Source organism: Aeribacillus sp. FSL K6-1121, assembly GCF_038003725.1.
Lineage (GTDB): Bacteria > Bacillota > Bacilli > Bacillales > Aeribacillaceae > Aeribacillus > Aeribacillus composti.
The window spans coordinates 3,952,288-3,968,715 of the sequence record NZ_JBBOPS010000001.1 but is presented as its reverse complement, the minus strand read 5'-3'; the positions used below and the strand labels follow the sequence as shown (position 1 = coordinate 3,968,715).

At 41.0% G+C, this 16,428-nt stretch carries 13 protein-coding genes and 1 pseudogene; all 14 read right to left on the bottom strand.

Features of this window, described 5'->3' with window-relative positions; translation table 11 throughout:
* Positions 1-39: 39 nt before the first annotated feature.
* The 14 genes and pseudogenes from NSQ61_RS19230 to NSQ61_RS19165 all read right to left on the bottom strand — a co-directional run bounded on the left by NSQ61_RS19230 (position 40) and on the right by NSQ61_RS19165 (position 16,427).
* On the bottom strand, positions 40-960 hold the full coding sequence (locus tag NSQ61_RS19230) for an ABC transporter substrate-binding protein (RefSeq protein WP_144598160.1): 921 nt from the start codon (positions 958-960) through the stop codon (positions 40-42).
* Between the two features lie 70 nt (positions 961-1,030).
* Positions 1,031-1,675 (bottom strand): ABC transporter permease, encoded by a 645-nt coding sequence (locus NSQ61_RS19225; RefSeq protein WP_130157397.1) that lies wholly within the window; start codon positions 1,673-1,675, stop codon positions 1,031-1,033.
* A gap of 41 nt (positions 1,676-1,716) precedes the next feature.
* Positions 1,717-2,955, bottom strand: coding sequence for a Zn-dependent hydrolase (locus NSQ61_RS19220; protein ID WP_340807955.1), 1,239 nt, complete (start codon positions 2,953-2,955; stop codon positions 1,717-1,719).
* The gene (locus tag NSQ61_RS19215) at positions 2,952-4,361 is read right to left on the bottom strand and encodes a dihydroorotase (protein WP_340807954.1); all 1,410 of its coding nucleotides are present in this window, start codon (positions 4,359-4,361) and stop codon (positions 2,952-2,954) included. Before NSQ61_RS19215 ends, NSQ61_RS19220 begins: the two co-directional genes overlap by 4 nt.
* Before the next feature lie 25 nt (positions 4,362-4,386).
* A complete protein-coding gene (locus NSQ61_RS19210; RefSeq protein WP_327848678.1) occupies positions 4,387-5,139 on the bottom strand; it encodes an IclR family transcriptional regulator in 753 nt (250 codons plus the stop codon).
* Positions 5,140-5,166: 27 nt separating this feature from the next.
* Entirely contained in the window at positions 5,167-6,276 is a 1,110-nt protein-coding gene (locus NSQ61_RS19205) for a DUF917 domain-containing protein (RefSeq protein ID WP_339230151.1), read from the bottom strand.
* Between the two features lie 31 nt (positions 6,277-6,307).
* Complete coding sequence (locus NSQ61_RS19200; protein ID WP_445659454.1) at positions 6,308-7,948, bottom strand: urocanate hydratase; 1,641 nt, start codon at positions 7,946-7,948, stop codon at positions 6,308-6,310.
* A gap of 999 nt (positions 7,949-8,947) precedes the next feature.
* Entirely contained in the window at positions 8,948-9,766 is an 819-nt protein-coding gene (locus NSQ61_RS19195) for an alpha/beta fold hydrolase (RefSeq protein WP_340807948.1), read from the bottom strand.
* Between the two features lie 39 nt (positions 9,767-9,805).
* Positions 9,806-10,486: an alpha/beta hydrolase gene (locus NSQ61_RS19190; RefSeq protein ID WP_130157385.1), complete on the bottom strand. Its 681-nt coding sequence runs from the start codon at positions 10,484-10,486 to the stop codon at positions 9,806-9,808.
* Between the two features lie 75 nt (positions 10,487-10,561).
* A complete protein-coding gene (locus tag NSQ61_RS19185; protein WP_340807945.1) occupies positions 10,562-11,359 on the bottom strand; it encodes a 2-keto-4-pentenoate hydratase in 798 nt (265 codons plus the stop codon).
* Between the two features lie 15 nt (positions 11,360-11,374).
* Positions 11,375-12,402 (bottom strand): annotated as a pseudogene (gene dmpG, locus NSQ61_RS19180) (4-hydroxy-2-oxovalerate aldolase).
* Between the two features lie 14 nt (positions 12,403-12,416).
* Entirely contained in the window at positions 12,417-13,301 is an 885-nt protein-coding gene (locus NSQ61_RS19175; RefSeq protein WP_130157379.1) for an acetaldehyde dehydrogenase (acetylating), read from the bottom strand.
* A 39-nt stretch (positions 13,302-13,340) separates the two neighbouring features.
* Positions 13,341-14,129 carry a 2-keto-4-pentenoate hydratase gene (locus tag NSQ61_RS19170; protein WP_340807943.1) on the bottom strand — a complete coding sequence of 263 codons (789 nt, stop codon included), beginning with the start codon at positions 14,127-14,129 and terminating at the stop codon, positions 13,341-13,343.
* Positions 14,130-14,501: 372 nt separating this feature from the next.
* Positions 14,502-16,427 carry a XylR N-terminal domain-containing protein gene (locus NSQ61_RS19165; RefSeq protein WP_340807941.1) on the bottom strand — a complete coding sequence of 642 codons (1,926 nt, stop codon included), beginning with the start codon at positions 16,425-16,427 and terminating at the stop codon, positions 14,502-14,504.
* Between the last annotated feature and the right edge of the window lies 1 nt (position 16,428).

Below are 16,428 nucleotides of genomic sequence, written 5' to 3'. Positions count from 1 at the left end.
CCTTTGAAAGTTCCTGGTTTCACTCGGATTTAGGCATAATTACTTTTTAATAATGCCTTTTTCTTCAAGGAACTCTTTTGCTACTTCAGTGTATTCACGTTTTTGAATATCAACCTCAGCATTCAAATTTTGCACAACCTTATTATTCAAGTGTTTGGAAACTTTATTCAGCACTTCCTCAATTTTCGGATCTTTTTCCAAAGTTTCTTCACGAATGACAGGTGCTACATAATATGGAGGCCAAAACTTTTTGTCGTCCTCAAGCAGTACCAATTCCTCATTAGTCAAATCGCCGTCAGTCGTAAATCCAACTGTCACATCCGCTTCATCATTAAGGATTACGCGATATTTAATTCCGTAGTCAAATAATTGCACCGATTTAAACTGAAACCCGCCGTAAAATTTTTGCAAACCTTTTAAACCGTCATCGCGTTCTTCAAATTCTGGAACAGCCGCCAGTCTTAATTTTGGAGCGACTTCCGCCAATTTCGACAAAGTCGTTACTCCGTACTTTTCTGCTACTTTTTTTGTCGTGACTAAAGCTTGGGAATTGTTTACATCTGTTGGTTCTAGCCAAACAAGATTAAACTTCTCTTTATATTTTTGGGATACAAGATCATATACTTTTTGCGGATCAGACATAGGTTTTTCTTGTAAAACATTGATTAGCCCTGTACCCGTATATTCCGGATACATATCAATTTCTCCCTCTTTCAATGCTGTATGAGCAACCATTGTACCGCCTAAATTTAATTTTCTTTCAACTTTATAACCAGCTTCCTCCAAAGCTAGAGAATAAATCTCTCCTAAAATAAGCGATTCTGTAAAGTTTTTCGATCCAACTTTGATAGTCGTCTCATTTTTATCACTTGTGTTTTCTGATTCTTTTTGACCGCCGCAAGCAGCCGTGGATATTAGTAAAACGACTAAAGTAAATAAAAGAATAAGTCTTTTTTTCATGATAATTCCTCCTATTTTCATAACAGAAAGTAAAATACATAGTATTCAGATCAATCAACTTACGTTTCCTCTAATCCCTTTGATAGCGCGTGACCAAACGCTCTACAGCTGCGAAGCAAACTTCGGAACAGATAGCCAAAAAAGCAACTGGCAATGCTCCGACTAGCAACAGAGGAATGTTATACATTCCCATTCCGTTAACAATGAATGTTCCTAATCCTCCGCCTCCAATAAAGGCAGCTAAGGTTGCGCTAGCAATAATCTCTACTGCAGCTGTTCGACAGCCAGCAATGATGACTGGAAGAGCGAGAGGAATTTCTATTTTGGTCAAAATTTGTTTGCTGTCCATCCCCATACCAGACGCAGCTTCAATAATGGAAGAATCAATTCCTCGAAATCCTAAAAAGGTATTGATCGTAATCGGCGGACATGCCAGAATGATCAAAGCGATTAATGCAGGATAAAATCCCATTCCCATGATTGGCAATATGATCACAATAATAGCCAAGCTAGGAATAACTCGTAAAGAATTGAATACATTCATAATCAATCCTGAAAGCTTTGGCTTTTTGGCACATACGATCCCCAATGGAATACAAATTAACATTGATATCAATAACGCGATAAAACTAAGCCCCAAATGAACCTGCAAAGCCTCCAAAAAACGATCTGAATTTTCAAAAATATAGGTCACGGTGTCTTTTAAGTACTCCATCCCTATCCACACTTTCGTTTTTTCATTTTTTTACCGGCATTTTAGTCCAGCTGCTGGTCAAACAGCAGCAACGCCTTCAACAATGCTTGCACACCTAAAGCTACATCTTCATAATCAGTCCATTCTTCAGGACAGTGGCTTCTGCCGTTTTTACTCGGCACAAAGATCATACCGATTGGAGCAATACGAGCTATTTGATTGGCATCATGGCCGGCACCGCTCGATAAAAACATCGTGGGTGCCACCTCTTTGCATGCCTGCTCAATTACACTGCGGACATTATTTTGTACAAGAATCGGTTCTGATTGTGACAAGCAGTCAAATTGAACAGAAACCCCGCGTCGCTTTGAAATTTGCAAGGCAGCATGATGGAGCTGAGTTATGATCATGTCTTGAATATCTTTATCCAACGAGCGAATCTCTAGTTCGCAAGTCACCTTTCCTGGTATGACATTCGCTGCATTCGGTTCATTCATGAGTTTTCCAACGGTTCCTACAACTTCTTCCGTGTAGGTTTCCTGGCAAAGCTGTTCGAAACAAAGAATGATCTCAGCAGCTGCAGTAAGCGCATCTTTTCTTAGGTTCATAGGTGTTGTTCCAGCATGATTCGGTTCCCCTTCAACAGTGAGGCGATAACGCTGAATACCTGCAATGCCTCGAACAACACCAAGCTGATGGTTTGTCTGCTCAAGCACCGGACCTTGTTCAATGTGCAATTCTAAATATAGAGCTACATCTCCCGGTTTACGCGCTTCAAGCGTCAATCGCTCTGGATTTCCTCCAGATCTCTTTAATGCTTCCCGCAGAGTAATTCCTTGCAAATCTTTCCTAAGCAGCATTGTTTCCGTCAAATTATTCACCATTCCTCGACTGCCGATCGTTGAAATGCCAAACTCACTTGGTTCTTCCGCTGTAAAATCAACCACTTGCAACGGATGACGCAGCTGTATCCCATTTTCTTTAAGCAAACGAACAATCTCTAGACCGGCGACAACCCCGATGATGCCGTCAAATCTTCCGCCGCCTTTGACGGTATCAATATGAGAACCGATCATGATGACAGGAAGATGCTTTTCTTTTCCGGGAAGAGTTCCAATCACATTGGCTGCGGCATCAACATTAACCTCTAAATTTAATGATTTCATTTTATCCTTGAGCCAGCCCCTTGCCTCTTCGTAAAACGGTGTAAAGGCCCTTCTTGTCCAACCAATCTGACTTTTGTCGACAAAATTAGCCAAAGCTTCAATATCTTCTTTCAAACGCTCAGTATTGACTCTCATTGAACAGAGCACCTCACTGTATCGCTTTGCAATGATTTTTTAACCGCATCGTGCTCTGCGTGGATGAACTTGCCATCACCCGGATTTCCGATGACTGTTCCATCATATACAAGCTTTCCTCTTACAAATGTGTTAATAATTTTCCCTTGAACAGTAAAACCATGATAAGGACTCCATCCGGCATGAGAGTGCAACTCAGACTCATTTAATACCCAGCTTTGGTTGGGATCTAATACCACTAAATCAGCATCCATCCCTTCCTCTATCCTTCCTTTACAGTGCGATAAACCAAACGTCTTGGCTGGATTCTCACTAAGTAGATGGACAAGTGTAAGCATAGATATTCTTCCTTTTGCAACCCCTTCGCTGTAAAGCAGCGGCAACAGCGTTTCAACTCCCGGGGCCCCTGATGAGTTTTGGAAAATATCCGCATGATTTTTTCGGTCAATCGTCCAAGGAGCGTGATCTGAAGTGACCAAATCGATCATTCCTTGTGAAAGCTGAATCCATAATTGTTCCACATCTTCCTTTGTCCGCAACGGCGGATTTATTTTTCCCCTTGCGTGCAAGGAAGGCATATCTTCTTCGGATAAAATCAAATAGTGAGTGCACGTCTCTGCGGTCACTTTAGTGCCTTGTTGGCGGAACCATTGAACCAGCTCAAAAATGCGCGGAAACGTACAGTGATATATGTGTAAGTGAACTCCAGTCCAGTAAGCTAGTTCTAACGCCGTTAAAACCGCGGTAGACTCTGCGACTTTCGGACGACTCCAGCAATGAGCGCGTGGGTCTGTCTCTCCTTTTTGTTTGTATTTTTCTATATATTTTCTAACAATTTCGTCCGTTTCTGCATGAACACCAACTGGACAACCGGTTTTCGCTATGAGAGAAAAAGCTTCCAACAGCTCACCGTCATCAATGCGTGGAAAACGGACGGAATCCGTATTAAACATAGAAACTTTGAAGCCGCATGCTCCTTCTTCAGCAAGAAGAGGAATTTGATCAAGCCCGTTTTTCGGTTTAATCGTTGCCAGCATCGCTACATCCACTACTGCCTCTTTGGACAGCTTTTGTTTTTTTGCGGCATATCTTTCTTTTGTGCATATAAGTTGATCAGCATCATATGGCATTTCGATAATCGTGGTTACTCCCCCTGCAGCAGCAGAGCGGGTGGCGGCTGTAAAGCCTTCTGTCAAAGCGCTGTAGCTATGAACATGAGCGTCAATCGCTCCTGGAAGAACATATTTTCCATGAGCTTTCAAAACTTTATGTGATCTCCGTTCATGGCTGATTTTAGAAACAGATGCGATCTTTCCATCTTTGATAGCAACTGAACCATTATATAGCACCCGATCAGGGAGCACGATATTTCCCTCAATTACGAGATCATACACTTTCTGCTCCATTTGCACTCCCTCTTCCTGACCATGATCAAAAAGTAGCTGTTTCGATAAATTTTTGCGATACTTGATGAGCAGCATCCGTTATTACACTAACGATGTTCTCTCTTGCTTCTAAGTCAATCCGTTCAGCAGGCCCTGCGACAGTCAAACTCGCTACAACTCGTCCCTGGTAATTGAAGATAGGCGCTGAAATTCCGCAAATGTCCGAATCTACTTCTCCTATCGTTATACAGTATCCTTGCTTCCTAATTTTTTCTAATTCAGAAATGAGCTGCTTCTTCTCCTGTTCACTCGAAAGTTTTTGCAATACTTGTTCTACTATTTTTTCATTTTCATATGCGAGAATAATTTTTCCAGATGCCCCCCGATGAAGAGGCAGCAATCTTCCATTCTCAATGGCAAATCGAATTAAGCGCGAGCTTGCGATACTTTCTATACAAATTACTTCAATCCCTGAACGAACTGCTAGAATCGATGTTTCATTCGTTTTCTCAGTAATTTTCTCCATTATCGGACGTGCAATTACGTTTAAATAACGATCCATTTGTTGCGTTAGACTGCGGGCTAATTCTAGAATGCGTAAACCAAGAGTTATTTGTCCTTTAGATTTCCTCTCAATAATTCCGTTATTCTCTAACGTTTGCAATAAACGATAGACAGTGCTCTCCGGAATTGAGGCTCGTTGAGCAATTTCACTGACAGATAATGGTGTTTCTGCTTCTCCTAGGACAAATAAAATGTCTAACGCTTTTTTTAACGTTTGCGAACCATTTAGCGACATTCACTACACCTTCCAGCTGGCTTTGTCTTAACTCTCATCAGTTGCCAAAGCATAATCAGCAATGCTGATACCTAATGCTTGCTCAACCTCTGGGTAAACTAAAGGATCCTTCACGCTAGAACTCAATGGAATATTTGATTTGTTAATGCTAAATACAATGATGTCCATTCCTTCTTCTACATGTCCAACGCTGACAGGTTCCCCTGTATTTGGATTGAGTGTTGTAATGACGTCTGGATATGTTGTCAACCTGTTGCCTCTTTCGTCATCTACAGCCATATACTCATTCATGACATGAAGGGTGAGTTTTTTCCCCTCTCCTTCAACCAAAATTGTACCGATATCAAAGGCGCCTTTGTAATGGACATCTTTTTTGACCACTTTTCCGCTTCCTACAATATATCCTTTTGTCGTCTGACAAATCGTTTCTATTACCGCTTCAGCACCCTTCGGTTCCGCATTCATAATCGCGTACCCAAGCTCTAACGCTCGGCTTATGCCGCCGATAGCCGCATGCTGCTTCACATAACTAGCAGGTATAGGATGCCGCGCGCAAGCGATAAATCCTCCAGACATATCTGATGCTGTCCGCAAAATATTTGATGTTTTCGCAGGCGTCCCTTTGACTACTAACTCAATGTACGATCCAGTTTCTGGTTTTCCTCCGGCAACGGCCTGCACCGTTTCAAAATCCAAACGTCCAGCAAGCCCCATTGCCCCCATCTTACCAGTCGGATGAGCACGCATATCCCCAGTAGCATCAACCACAACCAAATCAAGTGCTGCGGCTGGAAGCCAACCATTAATGCTGCTGGACATTCCGTTTTGCGGGGTCATCAAACCGACAACTTTTCCATTATAGTTTTCTTGTACAAGCTGCACTGCTTTTATATAATCTTTTCCAAGCATTTGCCAATCAGTTGTTCCCGCTGGAGCACCGATGGCAGTTGCAGTGACAATAATGTCATCATCCTGCAATTCATCGACAGAAACTAACTTCGGCTTTCCTACTGCAATGGCCGCCATGCCAATTTCCAGACCATGATCAACCCAACCGCCGCCGCCGGAAGCAAAGACTGATCCTCCTTTTACAGCGGCCAATACGTCGTCTTTCGTTAATTGACGCACAACCATCATTCCTCCTAATCTATTAATCTGTTGCTGATCACTACTTTATGTCAATTCTCCGCAATCCTTTTTTCTCAACCTCATCCAATGCTTCTTCATATCCTGCATCAGCATAACGTAAAACACCGAGTCCTGTATCATTATCAAGCGTAAGATTTAATCTCATGCTTGCTTGCTCAGTACCGTCGGCTACTATCGTTACACCGGCGCTTGTCATATAACCGGTATAGCCACCTCCGCCTGAATGAATGGCGACTAAATCCGCCATTGAAGAGCAATTCAGCATAGCGTTCAGAAGCGGCCAATCAGCAATTGCATCACTTCCATCTTTCATTCGTTCCGTCATAATATTCGGGTGAGTCATCGATGCAGCATCGAGATGGTCACGAGTAAATGCAATCGGACCGCTCAATTGGCCTTTTTGCACCATTTCATTGACTGCTGTTGCCAGTTTTGTACGATCTCCGTGGCCAAACCAACCGATACGCGCCGGCAATCCTTGAAATGGAACATACTCTTTGGCCAGCCTAATCCAATTGGTCGCAATTTCATTGTCAGGAAAGTGTTCAAGAATATAGTCATCTATTTTGTAAATGTCTTCTGGATCCCCCGACAAAGCAATCCAACGAAATGGTCCAATTGCTCGACTAAATAATGGACGTAAAAATGCTTCGGTGAAAATGTCAATTTCGAACGCATCATGTACACCTTCTTGTGATGCCTGTGTCCGGATGTTATTCCCGTTATCAAAAACAATGGCGCCGCGCCGCTTAAATTCCAGCATAGCCCGAACTTCTTTTGCTATAGATTTGCGAGCATCAGCAGCCAGCTTTTTCGGGTTTAGCTTTCTTGCTTCATGTACTTCCTCGATCGTATAGTTTTCCGGGATATAGCCATAAACAAGATCGTGAGCGGAAGTTTGATCAGTCACAATATCAGGGATGATTCCCCGTTTTAAAATTTCCGGATAAACTTGGGCGGCATTGCCAACCAATCCAACAGATAAACTCTTTTTATCTCTTTTCGCTTGGTCAATCCATTGCAGCGCTTCATCCAAACTGTGTGTTTTCTTTTGCAAATATCCTGTTTCTATTCGTCTATCAATTCGATCTTCATCCACTTCTACACACAAGATGGCTGCGTTGGCCATTACACCTGCGAGCGGCTGTGCACCTCCCATTCCTCCTAAACCAGCCGTTAAAATAAAGCGGCCAGCCAAACTGCCGTGAAAATACTTGCGAGCAATAGTGGCGAATATTTCATAAGTTCCTTGAATAACCCCTTGAGAACCGATATACTGCCAGGCTCCAGCCGTTAAACCTCCCCAGGCAATCAATCCTTTCTCTTGAAGTTCATAGAAATTTTCGCTATTTGCCCATTTCCCTACTAAATTACAGTTCGCCATAACGACTAGCGGAGCATAAGCATGTGTCTTGAAAATACCAATCGGTTTACCAGACTGAATTACTAAAGTTTCATCTTCCTCTAAATTTTTTAATGCCTCGACAATCGCTTGATATGATCCCCTATTTCGAGCAGCTTTTCCTAATGCGGCATATACGACAAGCTCTTTAGGATTTTCCCCATTCTCTAGCACATTTTCTAATAATCGCAATAGGGCTTCCTGCCGCCATCCTTTACAACGAAGCTGGGGACCCCTTGCAGCTCGTATGGCTTCCATTTTCATCCCCCCTTACTTCATTTGAAACTCGATAATTATCAATAATTGATAATTAATTTTCATTTTTTAATAATATAACAGCAAATACCCATAAAATCAATAGAAATTATAATAATTATTATAGAAATATTTAAAGCCGACAGGCTCAAATTGAGAAATAGATTTTTAAAATCATTATGGAAAATAAGATTACAGCCTATCTTGTTGTTGTTAAGAAAACCTAATCAATTGAAAACTATGAATTTATTAAAAACTCTGTTGTTGCTTGAAGCCATTAGAGTAACACTAGTTAATTCAGAGTTTGTAATTTATTTTTCTTTCCAAATGTTAAAAGCGCACTGTACCGTTTTTGACATCATATTTTCTTAATCTCAACTGATGTAAACGCATATGGAAATGGAAATAGATGAGGCTAATCGCTCTGCGTATATTTGGGGTTATATTGCAGAGACACTGCAAAAGGGAATCTCGCTTATCTCCAAATTCATATATCGAACGGAGATTAAAATTTTATTAAAAAATAAAAGCTTCTCTCTTACTTAAATTAACTGCTCAGCCTGTATTGAGTTTTTTAGATAAATTAAAACGCCGGACTTCGGATGCTCTAGCCAAACTGCCATAGGCAGCGGCCAGCAAACGAAACCCGGCGCGGGCTTAAAAACAAAAGATTCTATTTTAAATTCAGAATTAACCAGTAAGCGACGAATGATTTTTGTTTAAGGAAAGGAATTTTCGATAGGACGTACTGTAAGGCGTACTATAAAAAAGTTTAAAATGAGCTGGTTCATCACAAAAAATACATTCATGCTCCCAATATTTCTGCGATAATTTTTGTACGTGCGGTGTGTTGAGTAAGTTTATTCCGTTCTTAATATGTTTTTTACAAACGGTGATCATCAGCATCCCCTCGCTAAATTAAACGAATTCTGATTACGTTAAGAAAAGAAAAAATGGTTTTTGCACATATTGAAAGCAGGAAGCAGTACGTAAAAAATCCGCTTATTTATTCAAAAATTCTATTACTTGACCTGCAAAAAATTCTGTTTTTTCGATTTGCACCCAATGGCCGCAATTTGGAAAGACATGAAGTTGGGCGTCAGGAACAATTTGAGATAATTTCCAGCTTGTTTTGTCCAATGGGATCACCCGGTCTTCTCTTCCGTGAATGAGTAAAACCGGAATTTCTATTGCCCGCAATTGTTCCTCTGTAAGCGCCAAAGCATTCACATGTTTTTGTCTAGGCGGCGGAAACATTGCGGAATACGATTCTTGAAAACCTTCCTGAATGCTAGCTTCATAGCGCATTTTGACCAGGTTGTCATTTTCCCCCATGCTTGGATCATTTGACATAATGCCAATGATTTTTTTCATATTTTCAATGCTCGGCGTATATCCCCAAACGGCATCAAGTTCCTCTGTAATTGGAAATTCAATCCCTGCGCTTCCCATCAAAATTAACTTCTTAACAAGATCAGGGCGACGATTTGCAATATGCAGAGCTAAAGCTCCACCCATGGAATTTCCAATGATTGAAACCTTCTCAAGATTCATCGTCTCGACAAAGTTAATCATGTGTTCGACCCATACATTCACGGAATATTGAATATCTTTCGGCCTTTCCGTATAACCAAATCCTACGACATCTGGGGCATAAAGATGAAAATGCTGGGAAAGGAGCGGAAATACTAAACGCCAATTAGCCCATGCAGAAACCCCGGGACCAGAGCCATGAATAAGAAGAAGGGGTTCTCCTTGCCCGTCCTCGTGATAATGTGTTTTGATTCCTTTCACATCAGCATACTTTCCCGTTTCTATCATAATCAACCTCCCCCAATATTATTAAATCGATGCCTTTTATCATGCGAGATTTGTTGTCTTATTTTGACCGTAGTTGTAAGCATCCTGACGCAGCCATGAAACGATGTCTCGTTGATTGTCTTGTGATATTTCATGTCCAGCCGGATAAATGGTATACTTCACAGAAGCTGCATGTTTGCGCAAATAATCATAGTTTTCCTGTCCAATGTTTAAAGGAAAAATATGATCTGATTCTCCTTGAGTTAAAAACACAGACAACCGCTCGATAGACTTCAATGGATATTCTTCCTTCACAAACGATGGTATATATCCATTCATTGCAACAATCCCTTTTATTTTTTCGCCCAATATTAAAGCGAGTGTCATACTTAAGATTGCTCCTTGACTAAAGCCAATCAAATATACTTTGTCAGAATCAATCGGGTATTTTTTTAGTGCAGCTTCAATAAAGTTCTTTAATTTATTTACACTAATATCGAACAATTTTCGTTCTGGCTTTCCATATTCTTTCAAATAATAATATGCGTATCCATCTTCATATGGAAGATCACCTCTAATGCCTATTAAAATAAATTCCTCTTTTAAATCTTCCACTAATGAAAGCATGTATTGTTCGTCATACCCTATGCCGTGCAATGCGAAAACAACAGGATACTTCTTTCCCTCTTCTGCGGTTGAAGGGAGGTGAATTTCATATTCATATGACAAGACATTATTCATCAAAATTCCTCCTTAAAAATGGAATGTTATTTTATAGATGAAATCTCATATACCGCCAGCAAGGCATCCGCATTCTTATTCTTTTACACTAAACGAAACATCTCCGAGTTGATCTAATTGCCCGATTACTGTATCTCCAGCTGTTAGATTGATCGCCTCAGTGATGCCCCCAGTTAAAATCATGTCGCCCGCTTTTAAACTCTCTCCTTTGCGCGCCAGCATATTAGCCAAAACAGCAGCAGAATTTGCCGGATGATTGAATACCGCTGCACCAGCTCCGCAAGCTTTTAATTCCCCATTTACATAAAGCGCTGCACCTATCAAATCTAAATCAATTTTTAACGTGTGGATTGGAGTCAATGTGCTCCCGATTACAACTCTTGACGAAGAAGCGTTATCTGCAACAACATCCGGCAAAGTAAACTTAAAATCTTTATAGCGGCTATCAATAATTTCTAAGGCCGGTGCGACATATTTTGTTGCCGACAGCACTTGTGTTCTCGTTACATTTGGGCCCTCTAAGTCCTCACCTAAAATAAAAGCAATCTCCACTTCTACCTTCGGATGTATAAATTCGCTCAAATGGACGACTCCGCCGTTTGGAACGAACATATAATCAAAAAGATATCCGTAAATCGGTTCTTTCACATTCATTTGCGTCATTTTCGCTTGACTTGTCAGCCCCATTTTCGAACCAATGATGCGATGACCGCTGTTTATTTTGATTTTGATGAGCTCCTTTTGTATCTTGTATGATTCCTCCACAGAAAGGTCCAAAATATCTTCTGTGATGCGAGTAATCTCCCTTTTTTCATATTCCGCTTCATTTAACAATTCAGCAAATTTTCGATAGTGACGAACTTTTACTGCCATTGCCCCAACACCTCCTTATGAAACTGGCGATTTTTCTCTCTTCTTCGCAATTTCTGTTGCTACGTCTACAATCATGTCTTCTTGACCGCCAACTACTTTGCGTTTGCCGAGTTCAACAAAAATATCGCGCGAGTCAATCCCTAATTTTGGGGCTATCCGCTTGGTGTGGAGCAGAAAGCTTGAATAAACACCGGCATATCCCAGCACAAGGCTGTCTCTTGTAATTTCTTGGGGAGCTGGAAGCATTGGCGCCACAATTTCTTCTGCAAGATCCATCATTTTATAAAGATCAATACCGGTTTCCTTTCCTAATCGATCCAACACAGCTACCAACACTTCCGTCTGGGTATTTCCTGCCCCTGCTCCCAAACATCGAACACTTCCATCAATGCGGTCGCTCCTTCTTCGATGGCAACCAAGCTGTTCGCCATGGCCAGAGACAGGTTGTTATGGCCATGAAAGCCAATTTCCACTCCTACATGCTGCTTAAGGGCACGAATTCTATCCCTGACTTCATGCGGAAGAAGTGCTCCTGCTGAGTCAACGACATAAACGACATCCGCTCCGTAGCTTTCCATCAGCTTTGCTTGTTCTACCAGTTTTTCAACTGGCGCCATGTGGGCCATCATTAAAAATCCGACTGTTTCCATTCCAAGCTCTTTTGCCAGCCCAATGTGCTGGGCAGAAACGTCTGCTTCTGTTACATGAGTTGCAACCCGCGCCATCTTCGCCCCAAGCTCGGCAGCATGTTTTAAATCTTTCATCGTGCCGATTCCCGGCAGAAGCAAGACGGCGATTTTTGATTGCTTGCAAACCGACACGGCGGCCTCAATCAGCTCGAGCTCATTTGTGCGAGATAATCCATACTGCAAAGAAGAACCGGCCAATCCGTCTCCGTGTGCGACTTCGATGTATGGAACGTTCGCTTCATCTAAAGCTTTGGTGATTTTTGCGACTTGATCGACTGTGTATTGATGGGCAATGGCATGACTCCCGTCTCGCAAAGCTACTTCCGTAATTAATACATCACGTTTTTTTGCCATGCGGTTTTCCTCCTCTACGCCGTTTGTGCTGCTAATTGATGTTTTGCGAATTCTTCCGCAACCTTTACCGCAGCAGCCGTCATAATATCAAGATTTCCAGAATATTTCGGCAAATAATCGCCTGCTCCTTCTACTTCAAGGAAGACAGTGATTTTATTCCCATCAATGATTGGATCGGTACGTATCCGGTATCCCGGTACATACGATTGGACCGTTTCCACCATCTCTAAAATCGATTGAACAATGGCTTTTTCATTCATACTTGCTTCTTCTACTAGAGCATAAACAGTATTTCTCATAATAATAGGCGGCTCCGCCGGATTTAAAATGATGATGGCTTTTCCCTTTTTGGCTCCGCCAATTTTTTCAATGCCGCGTGCCGTCGTTTGTGTAAACTCATCAATGTTTGCCCTTGTTCCCGGTCCCGCACTTTTACTTGCAATGGTTGCGACAATTTCAGCGTAATCAACTCGACTCACCCGATTAATTGCGTGGACAATCGGAATGGTCGCCTGGCCGCCGCATGTAATGAGATTCACGTTCCTTTCTTCGAGATGTTCATGGAGATTTACAGACGGGATGACGAGTGCTCCGACAGCTGCAGGAGTCAAGTCAAGAACCATCTTACCCGCTTCCTTTAACAGCTTTGCATGACGGATATGCGCTTTAGCTGATGTTGCATCAAAGACGATATCAGCAAGTTCCGGTTGCTCGAGGAACCCTTTGATTCCTGTGCTGATAACCGTATACCCTTTTTCTTTCGCACGGCGCAAACCATCTGATTCAGGATCAATCCCAATCATAGCTGTTAATTGCAAAATATTGGAACGTTCCAGCTTCAACATTAAATCTGTGCCGATATTTCCTGATCCAAGAATAGCGACGTTTACTTTAGTCATGAATATCACTCCGTTTCTATCACTCTTTTTTTACTGTGGCTAGCAAAAGCGAACGCTTACTTCGCCTAAATGAGCAAAACGGGCTTGAAAAAAATCGTCCGGCTCCGCATCGATGGCGGCGGAAAGAGCACCTGAAAGAATAATCTCTCCTGCATTAAGTGTTATTCCGTATTCAAAAAGCTTATTGGCTAGCCAGGCTACACAGGTAGCTGGATTCCCCAAAGCTGCCGCCCCTGCTCCTGTGTTCATGACCTCTCCGTTTTTATATAACACCATTCCTATCCTTGATAAATCTAAAGAATCAACAGCCACTTGCTTGTCACCTAATACAAAAAAACCTGAAGAAGCATTGTCAGCAATCGTATCCTGCAATTTTATATTCCAATCGGCGATGCGGCTATCGACAATTTCTAAGGCTGAAGCGATATAATCTGTTGCTTGAAGTACATCCAGCTCTGTTACTCTTGGACCGATTAAATCTTTCTTTAAAACAAAGGCGATCTCTGCTTCTACTTTTGGCTGGAGAACCTTTTCATAAGGAAGAGCTCCTCTATTTTCCACCTTCATTTCATCTAACAAATGACCATAATCCGGTTCATTGACTCCCAACAGCTTTTGCATCGCCAAGGATGTTAATCCTATTTTTTTCCCTACGATTCGTTGTCCGGTGTTAGCTTTCCGTTGAATATTTACTAATTGAACTTTATATGCAGTCTCTACTGTGATTTCTTGATCGAGAGAAGTTAGCGGCTCAACAGCTTTCCTATTTTTTTCCGCTTCTATAAGGCAGTCAGCGAATTGAATCACTTTTTCATCAATAACCTGCATAATGGTATACACCTCGTTTAGGTTTCTTCTACTTTTGCTAACGATTCGGATATCTGATTTTTCTATTCATGAAGACATATCATATGACAGCTTCTCTTTACATTCCTCTTGACTCGGCAAATCTTGCTGTTAATGGGTTGAAGAAATGTACAGGCATCCATTCGACAAAAATATAATCGTCTTGATTTAGAAAATACCGGCTGATTCCTAGAGAACCAAAAGCAGATGCTTGAAAGAATCATGTTTTTAGCAAGCTTAATATTTAATGATCCATTTATATCCGGAATTTCTCCAATATAGGCAGCTGCTGCAATTTCACGTGCCGTCCCAGTCTCCTTGACCATTTATTTAAAAAGAAAAGCTGTTCATCTTTCAGTCTCCAACAATCTCCTCTTTATCTAAATGCAAATCTAGGTCGATATTTAGTTCCCCCCAGTAGATGAGGAATCGAAGAGACAAAAACATCTGATAGCCTACGCTGGGAGAATTGATATCGATTTGCAAAATTTCATTTATCTTTTGCAGCCGATACCGCAAACCGCTTATAGAAAAATTCATAGCACGCGCTGTTTTATGAACATTGCTGCCGTTGCTCAAGTAATAATAAAGTGTTTTAGTGAATTCCATATTTCTGTTTTTATCTTCTTCAATTAACTTTCCTAATTTTTTATAAATGAACTTTTGAATCGGGTTTATATTTTTCATTTGGAAGATGATTCCTTCAATCCCTAAGGAATCAAAGAAAATAATCTTCTGATGACGGTTGGCGACCCTCAACGCTGACAGGCACTCTTCATACAGTTGAGATGCCTCTTCTATTGAACTGGTGTTTGAGCTGATTCCTACTTTAAATAAATATTGAGGATATTTATTGGAACAGTAATCAATTAATGATTTACAAAAGTTTTCCTTATTCATCTTGTTTTTTAACAACAGACATTCGGATAAAAGAATGATGACCTTTCCAGATTTTTGACCAAATAAAGCATTTAACCCTCGATTCTTCATAAATATGGAAATATCATTTATTAAATCATCGTTAAAGCCCATTTCTTCTTCAACTGATGGTTTTTGAAGCAAAGTATCGATTGCAATCATAAAGTACGGATCATTCAATTGAAAGCCTATATAATAGGCCCGCTTGGTCATTTCTTCAAAAGAAATTTGTTTAGATAAAATATCGTCCAAAAATTTTCCCTTAATCCGTTGCTCCGTATTAAAGCGAGTTCGCTCATTCAACAAATAAAGCGAACAAGCAAGCGCTCCATGTTGTATTATCAACTTATCCACTTCCTGCGGAGCTTTTTCTTCATAAAGAAAAGAGCAATACCCGACAATTTTTCGATCCAGATAGATCGGAGTAATCAGTCTTTTTTGTTTAGAGGAAGATTCTAAAAATAACGTTTGCTTTAAAGTTTTCAAATCTCTTAAGTATTTACTTTTTTGATGAATCCATTTTTTAAAGTTATCGGAAGCAAAAGAAGCATTTTGTTCTGGAAACCCCGCGAAAGCAATTAGATTGAAATTGACATCTTCTATGAGCACAGGTATCTTTGTGATTTGATGAAGAGCGTATGCAATCGAAGATAAGTCATTTTCCTTTAGAACCTCTTCCATCAGCTTTCGATGAACCTCGTACGCTTTACTAAGATTGTCTCTTTCTATTTTTAGCTTCTTAAACGTCTCATCAAGCTCGCCGATAATATTATCTGCCTTATAATATTTGAGCTCGCCATCTATTTCACCATCCCATTCTTCAACAGTTCGACAGACAGCGTGGCAATATTCATGGCCCATTGCTTTGCATTTAACCTCTTTCGTTATGACTTTTTTGCCAAGAATAGTTGATAAATATCCGCTTGCATAGCCAACAAGTGTATGACAAACAGGCTCGTGAGCAAGCCCAAATCTTTGAAGATGTTCTTCAGCTTCATAAGAATTTTTCCAAATTGCTTCATGGTGCATCGTTCCATTGGAAAAGTCCACTTCTGCCACTAATACATCTACCTCTTCTAGATAGCCATGCAGCGTATGCATTCTCGGACCTACGAATAAAAGCTCCTTTTTGCTATCCCAGTCCATTTCTAACGCTTTTTGCGCATCTTTAACCCCGCAATGCCATCCATGACGCAGAAGGAACCCTTTCGTTCGCTCGATTCCCAACGTTTCTATCAGCTCGTGGCGCAGCATCCCCATGGCGGCTGTTGGAATCGTAACTATTCGCTCTTGTGGATCGTCTTGATTGGTAAGAGTAGAGATTTTATAAATTTTCGTTAAGTCCAGTTCATCAGCTTTCATG

What these genes read in the sequence shown, in the direction of transcription:
- NSQ61_RS19185 (WP_340807945.1), bottom strand. Translation starts at nt 11,359, where the DNA reads ATGGCAGTAAAAGTTCGTCACTATCGAAAATTTGCTGAATTGTTAAAT.
- NSQ61_RS19210 (WP_327848678.1), bottom strand. Translation starts at nt 5,139, where the DNA reads ATGTCGCTAAATGGTTCGCAAACGTTAAAAAAAGCGTTAGACATTTTA.
- NSQ61_RS19220 (WP_340807955.1), bottom strand. Translation starts at nt 2,955, where the DNA reads ATGAGAGTCAATACTGAGCGTTTGAAAGAAGATATTGAAGCTTTGGCT.
- NSQ61_RS19215 (WP_340807954.1), bottom strand. Translation starts at nt 4,361, where the DNA reads ATGGAGCAGAAAGTGTATGATCTCGTAATTGAGGGAAATATCGTGCTC.
- NSQ61_RS19170 (WP_340807943.1), bottom strand. Translation starts at nt 14,129, where the DNA reads ATGCAGGTTATTGATGAAAAAGTGATTCAATTCGCTGACTGCCTTATA.
- NSQ61_RS19230 (WP_144598160.1), bottom strand. Translation starts at nt 960, where the DNA reads ATGAAAAAAAGACTTATTCTTTTATTTACTTTAGTCGTTTTACTAATA.
- NSQ61_RS19175 (WP_130157379.1), bottom strand. Translation starts at nt 13,301, where the DNA reads ATGACTAAAGTAAACGTCGCTATTCTTGGATCAGGAAATATCGGCACA.
- NSQ61_RS19195 (WP_340807948.1), bottom strand. Translation starts at nt 9,766, where the DNA reads ATGATAGAAACGGGAAAGTATGCTGATGTGAAAGGAATCAAAACACAT.
- NSQ61_RS19200 (WP_445659454.1), bottom strand. Translation starts at nt 7,948, where the DNA reads ATGGAAGCCATACGAGCTGCAAGGGGTCCCCAGCTTCGTTGTAAAGGA.
- NSQ61_RS19205 (WP_339230151.1), bottom strand. Translation starts at nt 6,276, where the DNA reads ATGATGGTTGTGCGTCAATTAACGAAAGACGACGTATTGGCCGCTGTA.
- NSQ61_RS19165 (WP_340807941.1), bottom strand. Translation starts at nt 16,427, where the DNA reads ATGAAAGCTGATGAACTGGACTTAACGAAAATTTATAAAATCTCTACT.
- NSQ61_RS19190 (WP_130157385.1), bottom strand. Translation starts at nt 10,486, where the DNA reads ATGAATAATGTCTTGTCATATGAATATGAAATTCACCTCCCTTCAACC.
- NSQ61_RS19225 (WP_130157397.1), bottom strand. Translation starts at nt 1,675, where the DNA reads ATGGAGTACTTAAAAGACACCGTGACCTATATTTTTGAAAATTCAGAT.